Origin of the sequence: Microbacterium natoriense (assembly GCF_030816295.1) — a bacterium.
In the GTDB taxonomy this organism is placed as follows: domain Bacteria; phylum Actinomycetota; class Actinomycetes; order Actinomycetales; family Microbacteriaceae; genus Microbacterium; species Microbacterium natoriense_A.
Genome location: NZ_JAUSXV010000001.1, coordinates 1,179,429 through 1,192,072 on the forward strand (window position 1 = coordinate 1,179,429; position 12,644 = coordinate 1,192,072).

General features: G+C 68.0%; 14 protein-coding genes. 10 read left to right on the plus strand and 4 right to left on the minus strand.

The features are described from left to right. The first annotated feature begins 308 nt into the window (after nucleotides 1–308). A complete protein-coding gene (locus QFZ53_RS05380) occupies nucleotides 309–1,496 on the plus strand; it encodes a low temperature requirement protein A (protein WP_373426241.1) in 1,188 nt (395 codons plus the stop codon). Nucleotides 1,497–1,510: 14 nt separating this feature from the next. Here QFZ53_RS05380 and QFZ53_RS05385 read toward each other — a convergent pair whose 3' ends face one another. Continuing rightward, a complete protein-coding gene (locus tag QFZ53_RS05385) occupies nucleotides 1,511–2,125 on the minus strand; it encodes a TetR/AcrR family transcriptional regulator (RefSeq protein ID WP_292904407.1) in 615 nt (204 codons plus the stop codon). Nucleotides 2,126–2,493: 368 nt separating this feature from the next. Here QFZ53_RS05385 and QFZ53_RS05390 point away from each other — a divergent pair, with 368 nt between their 5' ends. The 5 genes from QFZ53_RS05390 to QFZ53_RS05410 all read left to right on the plus strand — a co-directional run bounded on the left by QFZ53_RS05390 (nucleotide 2,494) and on the right by QFZ53_RS05410 (nucleotide 6,337). Beyond that, nucleotides 2,494–3,441 carry an intradiol ring-cleavage dioxygenase gene (locus QFZ53_RS05390; RefSeq protein ID WP_307294353.1) on the plus strand — a complete coding sequence of 316 codons (948 nt, stop codon included), beginning with the start codon at nucleotides 2,494–2,496 and terminating at the stop codon, nucleotides 3,439–3,441. A gap of 217 nt (nucleotides 3,442–3,658) precedes the next feature. Then, on the plus strand, nucleotides 3,659–3,943 hold the full coding sequence (locus tag QFZ53_RS05395; protein WP_307294355.1) for a hypothetical protein: 285 nt from the start codon (nucleotides 3,659–3,661) through the stop codon (nucleotides 3,941–3,943). 140 nt (nucleotides 3,944–4,083) lie between these two features. Continuing rightward, nucleotides 4,084–5,202: a fatty acid desaturase family protein gene (locus tag QFZ53_RS05400; RefSeq protein ID WP_307299362.1), complete on the plus strand. Its 1,119-nt coding sequence runs from the start codon at nucleotides 4,084–4,086 to the stop codon at nucleotides 5,200–5,202. Nucleotides 5,203–5,303: 101 nt separating this feature from the next. Beyond that, nucleotides 5,304–5,741 (plus strand): MarR family winged helix-turn-helix transcriptional regulator, encoded by a 438-nt coding sequence (locus QFZ53_RS05405; protein ID WP_292904400.1) that lies wholly within the window; start codon nucleotides 5,304–5,306, stop codon nucleotides 5,739–5,741. Further along, nucleotides 5,738–6,337 carry a DUF998 domain-containing protein gene (locus QFZ53_RS05410; RefSeq protein WP_292904398.1) on the plus strand — a complete coding sequence of 200 codons (600 nt, stop codon included), beginning with the start codon at nucleotides 5,738–5,740 and terminating at the stop codon, nucleotides 6,335–6,337. The genes QFZ53_RS05405 and QFZ53_RS05410 overlap by 4 nt, the downstream gene beginning before the upstream one ends. A gap of 53 nt (nucleotides 6,338–6,390) precedes the next feature. Here the strand turns inward: QFZ53_RS05410 and QFZ53_RS05415 are convergent, their stop codons facing one another. Then, nucleotides 6,391–7,824 carry a cell division initiation protein gene (locus tag QFZ53_RS05415; RefSeq protein WP_307294356.1) on the minus strand — a complete coding sequence of 478 codons (1,434 nt, stop codon included), beginning with the start codon at nucleotides 7,822–7,824 and terminating at the stop codon, nucleotides 6,391–6,393. A 176-nt stretch (nucleotides 7,825–8,000) separates the two neighbouring features. Then, nucleotides 8,001–8,519, minus strand: a complete 519-nt coding sequence (locus tag QFZ53_RS05420) for a hypothetical protein (RefSeq protein ID WP_307294358.1) — start codon at nucleotides 8,517–8,519, stop codon at nucleotides 8,001–8,003. A gap of 60 nt (nucleotides 8,520–8,579) precedes the next feature. Between QFZ53_RS05420 and QFZ53_RS05425 the strand changes: the two genes are divergently transcribed. The 4 genes from QFZ53_RS05425 to QFZ53_RS05440 all read left to right on the plus strand — a co-directional run bounded on the left by QFZ53_RS05425 (nucleotide 8,580) and on the right by QFZ53_RS05440 (nucleotide 11,654). Then, entirely contained in the window at nucleotides 8,580–9,353 is a 774-nt protein-coding gene (locus QFZ53_RS05425; RefSeq protein WP_307294360.1) for a DUF2071 domain-containing protein, read from the plus strand. A 9-nt stretch (nucleotides 9,354–9,362) separates the two neighbouring features. Further along, nucleotides 9,363–10,571: a sensor histidine kinase gene (locus QFZ53_RS05430; RefSeq protein ID WP_307294362.1), complete on the plus strand. Its 1,209-nt coding sequence runs from the start codon at nucleotides 9,363–9,365 to the stop codon at nucleotides 10,569–10,571. Continuing rightward, nucleotides 10,568–11,230, plus strand: coding sequence for a response regulator transcription factor (locus QFZ53_RS05435; protein ID WP_307294364.1), 663 nt, complete (start codon nucleotides 10,568–10,570; stop codon nucleotides 11,228–11,230). Before QFZ53_RS05430 ends, QFZ53_RS05435 begins: the two co-directional genes overlap by 4 nt. A 121-nt stretch (nucleotides 11,231–11,351) precedes the next feature. Beyond that, nucleotides 11,352–11,654 carry an SHOCT domain-containing protein gene (locus QFZ53_RS05440; RefSeq protein WP_292904387.1) on the plus strand — a complete coding sequence of 101 codons (303 nt, stop codon included), beginning with the start codon at nucleotides 11,352–11,354 and terminating at the stop codon, nucleotides 11,652–11,654. Nucleotides 11,655–11,702: 48 nt separating this feature from the next. On the opposite strand, the gene QFZ53_RS05445 is transcribed toward QFZ53_RS05440, so the two are convergent. After that, the gene (locus QFZ53_RS05445; RefSeq protein ID WP_307294368.1) at nucleotides 11,703–12,620 is read right to left on the minus strand and encodes an AEC family transporter; all 918 of its coding nucleotides are present in this window, start codon (nucleotides 12,618–12,620) and stop codon (nucleotides 11,703–11,705) included. Nucleotides 12,621–12,644: the final 24 nt, after the last annotated feature.

Genomic DNA, 12,644 nt, shown 5'->3' on the forward strand with positions numbered 1-12,644 from the left:
ACAGGCCGTCAATGTACGCAGAAATCCCCAGTGCGACATAGTGTTCCCCAGATTTGTTCCCCAGACCGAGAGCCCCACGCTCACGGCGTTCTGCCTGCAACCCGACCCCTCGGGTCCTGCTGAGTTATTCGTGACCCCACGTCACAACTCGCCGTCGCCGTCCCACACGGCGGGGCTTGCAGCAGGAACTGCAGACCTGATCACCATATCCCATACGGCGGGTGAACGGAAGGTTACTCACGCATATGGATGAATTGATATTCCAGAACACCGCGGGTGTCTGACCCTGCGGTCGCTATCCTGACCCGGTGACCGCCACTTCCACGACCCGCTTCCATCTCAGCCGGATGAACCCGCGCGACCCTGCGCAGCCTCACCGCGCAGCCAGCACGCTCGAGCTCTTCTTCGATCTGGTGTTCGTGGTGGCCGTGAGCGCCGCGTCCGCGCAGCTGCACCACGCGCTCAGCCACGGCGAGTTCGTGCACGGCATCACGTCGTACGGGATGCTGTTCTTCGCGATCTGGTGGGCCTGGATGAACTTCACCTGGTTCGCGACCTCGTTCGACACCGACGACTGGCTCTACCGCGTCACCACGATCGTCCAGATGGGCGGCGTGCTCGTGCTCGCGGCCGGCGTTCCGCAGGCGTTCGAGGGGAACTTCACGGTTCCCGTCATCGGCTACATCGTGATGCGCTTCGCGATGATCGCCCAGTGGCTGCGTGCGACACGTGCGGCCGACGGCCCGCTCCGGTCTGCGACCGTCCGCTACGCGCTCGGGATCGGGGCGGCTCAGGTCCTCTGGATCCTCTTCCTCCTCGTCCCCAGCGGTCCCGTGCAGCTCGTGCTCTTCGTCGTCTTCGCCCTCATCGAGATCGCCGTGCCCGTCTTCGCCGAATACCGGCACCAGACGCCGTGGCATCCGCACCACATCACCGAGAGGTACGGTCTGTTCACGCTCATCGTGCTCGGTGAGAGCCTGCTCGCCTCGGCGAACGCGATCATCGAAGCGATCGATGATGCCGAGTCGCTCGCTCCGCTGGTGTGGATCTCGGTGCTGACGCTCGTGGTGACCGCATCCCTGTGGTGGATCTACTTCTGGCCGCCGCACCACCGCGCGATCACGAGCTTCCGCAGATCGCTGCGCTACGGCTACACCCACTTCTTCGTCTTCGCCGCGGCCGCGGCGTTCTCCGCCGGCATCGAAGTCCAGCTCGACATGCTGACGCATGTGAGCCACATCAGCCCGGTCGCCGCCTCGTTGACGGTCTCGCTGCCCATCGCGATCTTCCTGCTCGGCATCTGGTGGATCGCCATCCGCGACAACGCCGACCGCATCGTGAACGTCGTGGTGCCGCTCGGCGCCGCGCTGGTCCTGCTCGACGCGTTCATCCCCACGTCGATCGCCATCACGGCCTTCGTGATGGTCGGCATCGTGGTCGTGCTGGTCGTGCGGCCGCCCATCGGCGAGGACGCAGACGTCACCCGATCCGAGTAGGCCGAATCCTGCCGTCAGGCCGACGCGAGGATGAGACCCTCGCACTCGCGACGCAGACGGTCGATCGCATCGACGTCGCCGCGGATGAAGCGGATCAGGGCGTGCTGGAACATCCCGTCGACGAGGGCGTAGGCGAACGGAGGCGTGAGTGCGATCGTGCGGCCGACCAGCTCGGCGTGCCGCGTGAGGATCGCCCACACCATCTCCTCGAGCACTCCGTCGATGCGCACGATCGTGTCGCCGAAGCCGGTCTCGAACAGAGCCTGGTTGCGCAGGTCGTACCAGAGCCGGTGCATCGACGCCTCGTCTCGCAGCGTCCTCGTCATCTCCTCGGAGACGCGGACGGCGAGCTCTTCGCCGCTTTGAGAGGTGGCGACGATCCCGTCGTACCGCCGGGCGCATTCGGACTTGAACAGCCAGACGGCCTCAGCGATCAGGTCGTCCTTGTCGGTGAAGTAGTAGTGCAGCGAGCCGTGCGACAGCGCGGAGTGCTTGGCGATGTCGCGCAGGCCGGTGTGGGCGAAACCGCGCTCGGCGATGGTGGCACTGGCTGAAAGGGCGAGCATCCGCCGACGCTGCGCGAACTTGTCGACGCTGCCGCGCACCGCTCGCTCGCCGGCTGTCGTCATGTTCGCGCCCCCGTACTGAAATATCGGTTCAGTCGCGATCCTAGCCGCCACCTTGGACAGTCGTACAGACTTTTCTTGACAAGTGTCCAAAATACTGGTGCAATCTACGTGTAGGTCGAGAGCTCGGGTCCCCAGTTCGAGAATGCCGACCTACGCGCTTCGTTCGCGATCCCCAGTCGCGAACCCAGCAGCACGGCCGCGCATCGATCGCGAGGCCGCAGCAGGACAGAGAAGAGCGGATGCTCCGGCATCCGCTCTTCTCTGTGCCTCGGCTTCATAGAAAGCGCATCGAGGAGCCAAAGCCCTCTGAGGGGCAACTCCGTGAGCATGGCAGCAGAACCAGCCGTTCTCTCGAGAGGAGCCAGATCATGAGCCGCGTTCCGGAACCGACCCAGACCCCTGAGGGCCCCGCCTACGAGGGCCGCCTGCTGGACCATCCGCATGAAGAGGTGGTCGACCAGGGCGCCCCCTTCGACATCCGCACGCTGCTCACCCGACGCGGGGTGCTCGGTCTCGCCGGCATCGGCGTCGGCGCGGTCGTCCTCGCCGCGTGCGCCCCGACGGACCCGACCTCGGGAGCCGGCGCCACAGCATCCACAGCAGCGGGTGGGGAGATCCCGGATGAGACCGCCGGCCCCTATCCGGGCGACGGATCGAACGGGCCCGACGTGCTCGAGGACTCCGGGATCATCCGCAGCGACATCACCACGTCCATCGACGGCTCGGCGACAGCTGACGGCGTACCGCTGATCTTCGAGTTCCAGGTGCTCGACATGGCGAACGAGGATGCACCGTTCGAGGGCGTCGCGGTGTACGCCTGGCACTGCAGCGCGCAGGGGGAGTACTCGATGTACTCGGCAGGTCTGGAGGACGTCACGTACCTGCGAGGTGTGCAGGTGGCGGATGCCCAGGGCAAGGTCTCGTTCACCTCGGTCTTCCCCGGGTGCTACTCGGGGCGCTGGCCCCACATCCACTTCGAGGTCTACCCCGACGTGGACTCCCTCAGCGACTCGGCGAACGCGATCGCGACCTCGCAGATGGCGATGCCGGAACCGGCCAGCGCCGAGGTGTACGCCGGGTCGGCCTACGCGGGCTCTGCGCAGAACCTCGCTCAGGTCACGCTCGCGAGCGACAGCGTCTTCGGCGACGACTCGGGCGCGACACAGCTCGCGACGATCACGGGTGACGCGAGCAGCGGCTACAAGGCGACCCTCGTCGTACGCGTCGACACGAGTACCGCCTCGGGTGCAGGGTCGGCGCCCGGCAGTGGCGGCCAGGGCGGGCCCGCAGGCAGCAGCCGACCGCCGGCCGGGTGAACGCCCGCGACCACCGCAGAATCGCGATGTTGGCTGAACGTGGGTGATCTGTTAGAGTTGGGGTGCAGCGTGTGTGCCTAGCCCTCTCGGCCGCCCACGTCGCCACTGATCAGGGCCATTCCGGACCGCGTGCATCGACGCGCGCGGCATCCGCCCTCGGTCTCACATCTTGCGAGGCGCACCGACGTGCGCCCGCCACACAGCAATGAGCACCACCATGAGCATGACCACCATCCCCCCGTCCGACCCGTTGTCCTGGAAGCAGGCCGATGTGGACGTGCACGTCGCGACCCGCGACGGCGAGTTCGCCGGCTTCGTGGAATTCGACGGCACCGTCCACCTCGTGCGCGACCAGCGCGGCGCCGACCTCGGGTCGTTCGAGACCCTCGACGACGCGCGCATCGCGCTCGAAGACGCCCAGGAGGAGCGGCGTCGTCCGCTCCCGTTTCCGTTGACGCTTCCGCGTGCCCTGCGGCGTCGTCCGCGGCGCGTGCGCGCCTGACGATCCGGGCCCACCTGGCAGAGCCCTGGCAGTGCTGTTCGTATGCCTTGCGGCGCATGTGCCCCGGGCTACCCTGAGGTAAGCGAACGGCATCCGCCCTTGGCTTCCACAGCTCAAGGGCTCCCGATCGACAGGAGAACATCATCTCCATCACACAGGTCGATAAGACCGCCGCAACTCTCGGGCCGGTGCGCCAGACGTACTCCGGCAACGCCGACTTCCCGCCTATGGCGCAGGCCTACAAGCAGGTCTCGCAGGTCGTCAAGGAGACCGGGCTGCTGCAGCGCGCCGGCTGGTTCTACGCCGTCGTCGGCGCTGGCATCGTCCTCGCGCTCGGCGGAGCCATCACGGGCTTCATCCTCCTCGGCGACAGCTGGTTCCAGCTGCTGATCGCCGGGGCTCTCGGCATCATCTTCACGCAGATCGCCTTCCTCTCCCATGAGGCCGCGCATCGGCAGATCCTCAGCTCGGGCCCCGCGAACTTCCGTCTCGCCCGCATCCTCGCCGGCAGCATCGGCATGAGCTACTCCTGGTGGGACTCCAAGCACACCAAGCACCACGGCAACCCGAATCAGGTCGGCAAGGATCCCGACATCCAGGTCGACACGATCTCGTTCCTCGAGACGGATGCCGCGCAGTCGCGCGGCCTGATCCGGCTGATCACCCGCAAGCAGGGGTGGCTGTTCTTCCCGCTGCTCACGCTCGAGGGTCTCAACCTGCACTACATCGGGCTGAAGCACCTGATGACCAAGAAGAACGTGAAGGGTCGCTGGATCGAGCTCGGCATCATCGCCGTGCGCTTCGCGATCATCCTGATCCCCGTCTTCATGATGCTGCCGCTCGGAATGGCGTTCGCGTTCATGGGCGTGCAGCTCGCCGTCTTCGGCGTCTACATGGGAGCGTCGTTCGCCCCGAACCACAAGGGCATGCCGATCATCGATCCGAACGCCCGCCTCGACTTCTTCTCGAAGCAGGTCCGCACCTCGCGCAACATCCGCGGCGGCTGGTGGGCGACGACGCTCATGGGCGGCCTCAACTACCAGGTCGAGCATCACCTGTTCCCGAGCATGCCTCGCCCGCACCTCGCGAAGGCACGCGAGATCGTGCGCGACTACTGCGCGGCGAATGACGTGCCGTACACCGAGACGAGTCTCGGCCGTTCGTACGCCATCGTGATCGCGTACCTCAACCGCGTGGGTCTCGCCGCAGGCGCCGATCCTTTCGACTGCCCCGCAGTGGCGCAGTTCGGTCGCGCATAACAGCTTCAGACAGCAGGGGCGCAGGCGGTTCACACCGCTTGCGCCCTTTCTCTGTGCGCTGTGGCTTGCGCGTAGTAACTTAAGGACTTAAGTTACTAAGTATGGATCTCGCATACGAACTGCATGACCTGGTCCGCACACTCGACCGTGCGGCGGAGCGGATGCTTCGCCCAGAGGGGCTCAGCTACAGCCGCTATGTCGCGCTCGTCATCGTGTGCGAGCACCCCGGACTCACCGGGCGCGATCTCGCCCGCGGCCTCGGGGTCAGCGAGCCGGCGGCCAGCGGACTGATCAAAGCGCTGCTTCGCGACGATCTCATCGAGAACTCGGCGGGCCCGGGTGACGGCAACATGCGCCGGCTTCACGCCACCGTCGCCGGTCATGACAAGCAGCAGCAGTGCGCAGAGCTGCTGGGCGACTCGCTCGATCGCAATGCGCGCGCCATCGGCGTCGACCCGGCGCAGCTCGCGCTCACGATACGGACCCTGCACGACGAAGTCCGCATCGTCCGCACCGACATCTCGGAGGAACCATCATGATCTTCGCCGCCGTGGCCGCTCTGCTCTGGGTCGTGCGCCTCGTCATGTTCGTCGCGCTGCACCTGGTGCGCAGCGACTACTCTCCGGTCAGGCATGCGGTCAGCGACTACGCCGTCGGGCGAACTCGCACGCTCAGCTCGATCATGACGTGGACGACAGCCGCGGCATGGGCCGCGCTCGCCGCTGCGGTCTGGTCAGGACTTCCGAACTGGAGCGCTCGAGGCGGCATCGCCGCTTGGCTCCTGGTCCTCGCCGTGATCTTCCTCGTGCTGCCGTTCGTCCCGACGACCTTGGAAGGGGAGCAGGCGACCGTGATCGGGCGGCTGCACATGCTCGCCGCCGTCTCCTGGTTCGCGATCAGCTACTCGTGCATGAGCGACTTCGTGCGCCTTGCCGAGTCGTCGGTCGGAGGAGTGCTCGCGTTCACGCTCATCGTGCTCAGCTGGATCGCACTGGTCGGTCTGATCGTGCTCGTCGCTTCGCTCGTGCTCCCCGGGTTGCGCAGCCGCACTTTCGGCATATCCGAGCGGGTGTTCATCGTCGCGGTGAACCTGTTCTATCTGCTCGCCGCAGTCGTGCTGCTGGTCGCGGCCTGACACGCGAAAGGGGCGCGAGCGATTCGCTCGCGCCCCTTTCGGGAGTGGCCGGATCAGCGCGAAGCGGACTCGTCGACCTCGACCACATCGATCGTGATCTTGCCGTCGATCGTCGCGGCGTCGTCATCGAGGAGCTCGTCCTCGAGAACCTCATCGCCGAGGAACACGTCAGACGGGTCGGCCTCGACGACCTCGGCCACGTACGTCTCGATGTCGTCGTCATCGACGTCGGCATCGGCCAGGTCGGCGACGCCGGCGCTCGTGGCGGCGGATGCCGCGGCACTCGCCGTCGGCGCGGCGGCGGGGGTCTCGTCGCTGAAGACGCCGTCGGGGCGGATGAGCTCTCGCACCTCCGCCATGAAGCTCGCGAGCTGCTGCTGCTGCCAGCGGAGCTTGCGGGCGTGGTCCTCTGCGTCGCGGAGCACGGTCGAGGTGTGGCCGGTGACCGACTCGACGATCTTCTGCGACTTCACGCGGGCGCGCTCGAGAGCGTCGCGGGCGCGGACCTGGGCGTCGGCTTCGATGGCCGCGGCCTGGGTGCGCATCAGGCGCTCGTAGTCGTCTGCCTTCGCCGAGATCCGCTGGGCGTGGTCGAGAGACGCGGCGACCTGCTCGTTCGCATCGGTCGTGATGCGCTCGGCGTGGGCGACGGCCTGGTTGTGCAGCAGAAGGAACTCCTGCTGCGCGTCGTCCTGGCGACGGGTGAGGGTCTCTTCGAACTCCAGGACGCGGGCGTTCATCTCGCGGACCTCGCGCTCGGCGTCGGCCCGCAGCTGCTCGGTCTCGCGGGTGACGAGAGCGCGCAGCGCGGCGGCGCCCTTCTCAGCCTCGGTGCGGATGGCCGTGGCCTCCTGCGAGGCCTGGTGCACCTTCTCGGCGGCGTGCGCGGCCTCGCGCTCGAGGCGCGCTTCGTGCGCGGTGAACTCGGTGTCGACCTTCAGGCGGATCTGGTCGGCGTCGTGCTGGGCGTGCGCGATGATGCGCGTCGCGTCGGCGTCAGCCTCGGCGCGCTGCGCCGCGACCTCTTCGCGAGCCGCGGCCATCAGGCGGTCGGCCTGCACCGCGGCGTTCTGGATGAGGACGTTCGCCTGTTCCTCCGCGACCCGCAGGATCGCCTCGAACTGCTCGCGCGACGGAGCGTCCTTGCCCTCGGGGCGAGGAGCGTCGACGAGCTCGTTCGTCAGCGTGGAGACGCGGTCCTCGGCATCCGAAGCCTGCGCCTTCGCCGCCGTCAGCTCGGCCTCGAGCAGTTCGCGCGCAGAGCGCTCCTCGGCGCGCACCGCTTCGAGCGTGTCCTCATGGCGGGCCTCGGCATCGGCGAGATCGGCTTTCATCTGCTGCAGCTGGTTGCGCAGCGTGGTCAGCGCGGAATCGACTTCCGCCTTGTCATAGCCGCGGAACGAGGCGGTGAAGCCGCCAGGCTGTTCGCGCGGAGTCTCGTCGATCAACTTGTCGAAGAAGTCGTTCTCGGCGGGGGACTCGCTCATGAGGTCGGCCTTTCTGGCGGGGCCGTGGCGCAGACCGTTCGTGGTGCCGCGCAGGCCGAAGGGGGAGGGGCTGACGCACCGCGACGACGTGCGGTGGCGCTGGGTCCAGCCTAGCCGCGCTCGCTGTGAGTTGTGCAGTGGATTCCGGCGCGAGGTCGCGGGGCGGCTGCGGGCGTTCAGGAGCTTTCGTGCGTGATCTCCCAGTAGACGGGATTACCGTCATGACGGACGAAGCTGTGTTGCGGGCCGTCGGCCACCGAGATCGCCTGCGCTTCGGCGCCGGAGGTCACTCGCGAGCGCAGTTCCCTCCAGAACTCGAGGTTCTGCGGCATCCCCAGCCGCTCGGTCGTTCGCACCACCTGCATCCGGGTCCCCTCGGCGTCGTCGACGAGGCGCACGACGGCGTCGTCGGCCTCGACGAAGCGGATGCCGTACCCGCCGTCGTCGAGCAGGGAGAACTTGCGGGGCTGCTGCAGCACCACGCGGTCGAGGACCTCCCTCGCTGCGGGTTCCGGTGCATGGATCACGATCGTCGCGGCGAGTTCGGCGAGGATGCCGTTCACCCGGTCGTCCGTCGTCCGGCGCCCGTAGCGGCTGCCCGACTTCGAGACGCTGCGGCGCAGTCCGCGGTTGAGGAACATCGCGCCGACGATCACCGCGACGATGATCGCGACGTAGATGACGGGGTTGTCCACGGCACCAATCTACGCACGCTCCATTGTGTAGATATTTAGCCATAGTGCTATATTGCGAATATGAAGGCGATGGTTCCCGAGGTGCAGGCCCACCTGCGACGGCGACTCCTGATCAGCTACCGTGTGGATCCCGCCGTCGCAGCCGGGTTGCTGCCGCCGGGATTCCGTCCGCAGCTGATCGACGGTTCGGCGCTCGCGGGCGTCTGCGTTCTCGGTCTCGACGCCATCAGGCCTCGATGGTTCCGCCCCGGCTGGGGACTGCGCTCCGAGAACGCCGCGCATCGGATGGCCGTCGAATGGGATGCCGCGGAGGGGGTGCAGCGGGGCGTGTTCATCTTCGAGCGGCACAGCTCAGCGTGGCATCCGGTGCTCCTCGGAGGTCGCCTGTTCCCCGGCGTCCATAGGAAGGCTCGATTCACGACGCGGGAATCGGGCGGACGCTACGCGCTCACGATGGATGCCGGAGCGCACAGCCTCGATGCCGACGTCGAGATCGGCGGTGCGTGGTCGAGCGGGTTCTTCGGATCGGTCGACGAGGCGTCGGAGTTCTACCGGGCAGGACGCATCGGATGGTCCCTGGGTCACGACGGGCGCGGCGTGGAGCCCGTCGCGCTCACCAGCGGAGCCTGGGCCGTGGAGGGGGCGCGCCTGCACGGCCTGCGCTCGTCGTTCTTCGACGCCCTCCCCGAGGGATCGGCGGTGTTCGACAGCGTCGTCGTGATGCGCGACCTGCCCGTCGTGCTGTCTGACCTCCGAGGCGACAGTGACGTACTCCCCAAGGAGCATGTCGCGGGCCTCCACAGAGCGGATGCCCGGCGGATCCCTGAGGGATAGCATCGGGGGATGCCGGACGCGGGGCGCAGACCATGGGGAGAGGGCCCGCCCTGGGCGACGCGCAGAGCGCGACTGATCGCGCCGGTCGTGATCGCTTTCCTCGTGCAGGTCCCGGCATCCGTCTGGGGTGCCGTCCGCCTGCATCACGGTGCGCCGGGCGGGCAGGCCGCGCTGCACGTCGCGCTGGCCGTCGCCGGGCCGCTCGCGCTGCTCGGGGCTCGCCGGTTCCCCGGACCCGTCGTCGCGCTCGTGAGCGCGTGCGCGGCCCTCGACGTGCTCACGACTCCCGTCTTCGGACCGCCGTACATCGCGCTCGCCTTCGCGATCATCGGAGCGGTCGTGCGGGGCGCGGCGGTGTGGGCCGCCGCATCCGTCGCCACCGCCTGGGCGATCGTTCTGCTCGTCGCCTCGTTCAGCGGGCGCGAATGGCGGCCGCCCGTGGTCGTCGCTGCGACGATCGGACTCGCCGTCTGCTTCGGCATCGGGGCCTTCGTGCGCACTCGGCGCGCACGCTTCGCCGCGATGCGCGCCGAGTCGGCGCGGCAGCGGCAGAGCGTCGAGGAGCGCGAGCGAGTGCGCATCGCCCGCGAACTGCACGACGTCCTGGGGCACGCGCTGTCGCAGATCACCGTGCAGGCGGGGGTGGGCCTTCACCTGTTCGACCGCGACCCGGAGCAGGCGAGGGCAGCGCTCGCGAACGTGAAGGAGTCGTCGAAGCGGGCGCTCGACGAGGTGCGCGGGGTGCTCGGGGTCCTGCGCGACGGAGAGACGCCCCTCACCCCCGAAGCCGGGCTGGGAGAGCTCCCTGGCCTGGTGTCGGGAGCGGCCGGACCGGGGTTCGAGACGACGCTCGACGACCGGCTCGGCGGCGAACTGCCAGACCGGTCGGCCCAGCTCGCCGCCTACCGCATCGTGCAGGAGGCGCTGACCAACGTCATCCGCCATTCCCGCGCCCGCCGGGCGGAGGTGGTGCTCGAGCGCTCCTCGGAGCGGATGCTGACAGTCAGAGTCGTGGACGACGGGCGCGGCCTCAGCGCCCCCGACACGATCGACGGCGGACACCGGGGGATTCTCGGCATGCAGGAGCGTGCCGCGCTGCTGGGAGGATCGGTGACGATCACTGACCGGCCCGGCGGAGGCGTCGAAGTCGTCGCCGTGCTCCCGTGGAGGTCGGCAGCGGGTGCGGCGGGCGCCCCGAATTCAGGGAGGAACCGATGATCAGAGTCGCACTCGCCGACGACCAGCTGCTGGTGCGGGCAGGGTTCCGCGCGCTGCTCGATTCGGAGCCCGACATCGACGTCGTCGCCGAAGCCTCAGGCGGGCGGGAGCTGCTGCAGCGGATCAGGGAGGCGCAGGTCGACGTCGTGCTCATGGACATCCGGATGCCGGAGGGCGACGGGCTGTGGGCGACCGAGCAGATCGCCGCCGATCCCGCGCTCGCCGATGTGCATGTCGTGATCGTGACGACCTTCGAGCTCGATGAATACGTGGTGCGCGCCGTGCGCGCTGGTGCGGCCGGATTCCTCGTGAAGGACACCGAGCCCGCCGATCTCGTGCGAGCGGTGCGATCGGTCGCTGCTGGCGATGCGCTGCTGTCGCCGGGAGTGACGAAGACGCTGCTGTCACGCATGGCAGCGGGGTTGCGCGAGGGGCCTTCGCGTTCGTCGCTCGAGGTGATCACCGATCGTGAACGGGAGGTGCTGCGACTGGTCGGGATGGGGCTGACCAACGATGAGATCGCAGAGCGCCTGTTCCTCAGCCCGCTGACCGCGAAGACGCACGTGTCGCGGATCATGAGCAAACTGCATGCCCGCGATCGGGTGCATCTCGTCGTCGTGGCGTATGAGACCGGGCTCGTCTCACCGGGCTGGCAGTAGCGGCGTACTCCCGGGGGAGCAGTCGAAGAGACGTCTACGGCCGGATTCGCGGGGAGCCTGCGGCGAGGAGGCTGATGTGCACCGGTCGAGACACGGCCGGACGAATCGAGGGATGCACATCATGCTCAGCACAGTCGCGGCGATGACCGCACAGCACGTCGGCTATTGGGGCGGAGGAGCCCCGTTCTGGCCCTTCTTCATCATCTTCCCGCTGATGTTCCTGCTCGTCGTGGGCCTCATCATCAGCCTCGTCGTGCGCCGCCGGCGCTTCGGCGCCTATGGACCGCCGTGGGCGCAGGGCCACATCGCGGGAGCGCGGAGCGCAGAGCAGACGCTCGCCGAGCGCTTCGCGAAGGGCGACATCGACGAGACCGAGTACCGCGCTCGCCTCGAGGTGCTCAGAGCCAACCGCCCGGAGATGTGACCTGGCACCACGACGCCCGGGCCGATCGCGGTCCGGGCATCGTGGCATTCAGCCCAGCATCGTCATGACCAGGAGCAGAACGGGCAGGCATCCGATCGTCGTGAGGAAGACCGTGTCGCGCGAGATCGCCTCGCCGATGTCGTAGCGCTGCGAGTAGTTGAACACGTTCTGCGCGGTCGGCAGCGCCGCGAGCACGACCACGATCAGCGTCTGCGCCGCAGACAACCCGAACAGCAGCGCAGCGCCCCAGGCGATGATCGGCATCGCGATCAGCTTCAGGATGCTGGCCAGGATCACGTCGCGCCGGTGGCCCTGCGTGCCGAGCACGCGCTGGCCGTGCAGGGAGATGCCGTAGCTGATCAGGAGCACGGGGACCGCGGCATCCGCGATCAGCTGCACCGGGTCCATCACGATGGCGGGGACCGTGAGGCCGAACACCGACACGAGGGTGCCGAGCAGCGAGCCGATGATGATCGGGTTCGTCGCGGTGCGCACGAGCGTGCGGCGGATCGAGACCGTCTCGCTCGTCACCGCGTCGAGGATCGTGAGGGAGATCGGCGTGAAGATCAGCAGCTGCATGAGGATCACCGGCGCCGGGTACGCCGCGCTGCCGAGCAGGTAGATCGACAGCGGGATGCCGATGTTGTTGGAGTTCACCTGGCCGGCCGAGAGCGCTCCGATCACGGTCTCGCCGATCGAACGCTTCCACACGAGCCGCGCGATCACGGCGTACGCCGCGATCACGGCGACGGCCGCGATCGCCGAGACCGGCAGCAGGGCCGAGAACAGCATCTTCGCGTCGGCATGCGCCAGCACGCTGAACAGCAGGAATGGCGACAGCACGAAGAAGATGAGCCGCCCGAGCACATGGCGGGCATGCGGTCCGAGCAGGTCGATGCGCCCGATGACGTACCCGAGGGCGATCGCGACGGCCACCACGGCGAATCCGGTGAGCGTCTCGAGCATGGTTCGAGCGTATCGGGGGAGCCG

What these genes read in the sequence shown, in the direction of transcription:
- QFZ53_RS05385 (WP_292904407.1), bottom strand. Translation starts at nt 2,125, where the DNA reads ATGACGACAGCCGGCGAGCGAGCGGTGCGCGGCAGCGTCGACAAGTTC.
- QFZ53_RS05390 (WP_307294353.1), top strand. Translation starts at nt 2,494, where the DNA reads ATGAGCCGCGTTCCGGAACCGACCCAGACCCCTGAGGGCCCCGCCTAC.
- QFZ53_RS05395 (WP_307294355.1), top strand. Translation starts at nt 3,659, where the DNA reads ATGAGCATGACCACCATCCCCCCGTCCGACCCGTTGTCCTGGAAGCAG.
- QFZ53_RS05405 (WP_292904400.1), top strand. Translation starts at nt 5,304, where the DNA reads ATGGATCTCGCATACGAACTGCATGACCTGGTCCGCACACTCGACCGT.
- QFZ53_RS05410 (WP_292904398.1), top strand. Translation starts at nt 5,738, where the DNA reads ATGATCTTCGCCGCCGTGGCCGCTCTGCTCTGGGTCGTGCGCCTCGTC.
- QFZ53_RS05415 (WP_307294356.1), bottom strand. Translation starts at nt 7,824, where the DNA reads ATGAGCGAGTCCCCCGCCGAGAACGACTTCTTCGACAAGTTGATCGAC.
- QFZ53_RS05425 (WP_307294360.1), top strand. Translation starts at nt 8,580, where the DNA reads ATGAAGGCGATGGTTCCCGAGGTGCAGGCCCACCTGCGACGGCGACTC.
- QFZ53_RS05430 (WP_307294362.1), top strand. Translation starts at nt 9,363, where the DNA reads ATGCCGGACGCGGGGCGCAGACCATGGGGAGAGGGCCCGCCCTGGGCG.
- QFZ53_RS05435 (WP_307294364.1), top strand. Translation starts at nt 10,568, where the DNA reads ATGATCAGAGTCGCACTCGCCGACGACCAGCTGCTGGTGCGGGCAGGG.
- QFZ53_RS05440 (WP_292904387.1), top strand. Translation starts at nt 11,352, where the DNA reads ATGCTCAGCACAGTCGCGGCGATGACCGCACAGCACGTCGGCTATTGG.
- QFZ53_RS05445 (WP_307294368.1), bottom strand. Translation starts at nt 12,620, where the DNA reads ATGCTCGAGACGCTCACCGGATTCGCCGTGGTGGCCGTCGCGATCGCC.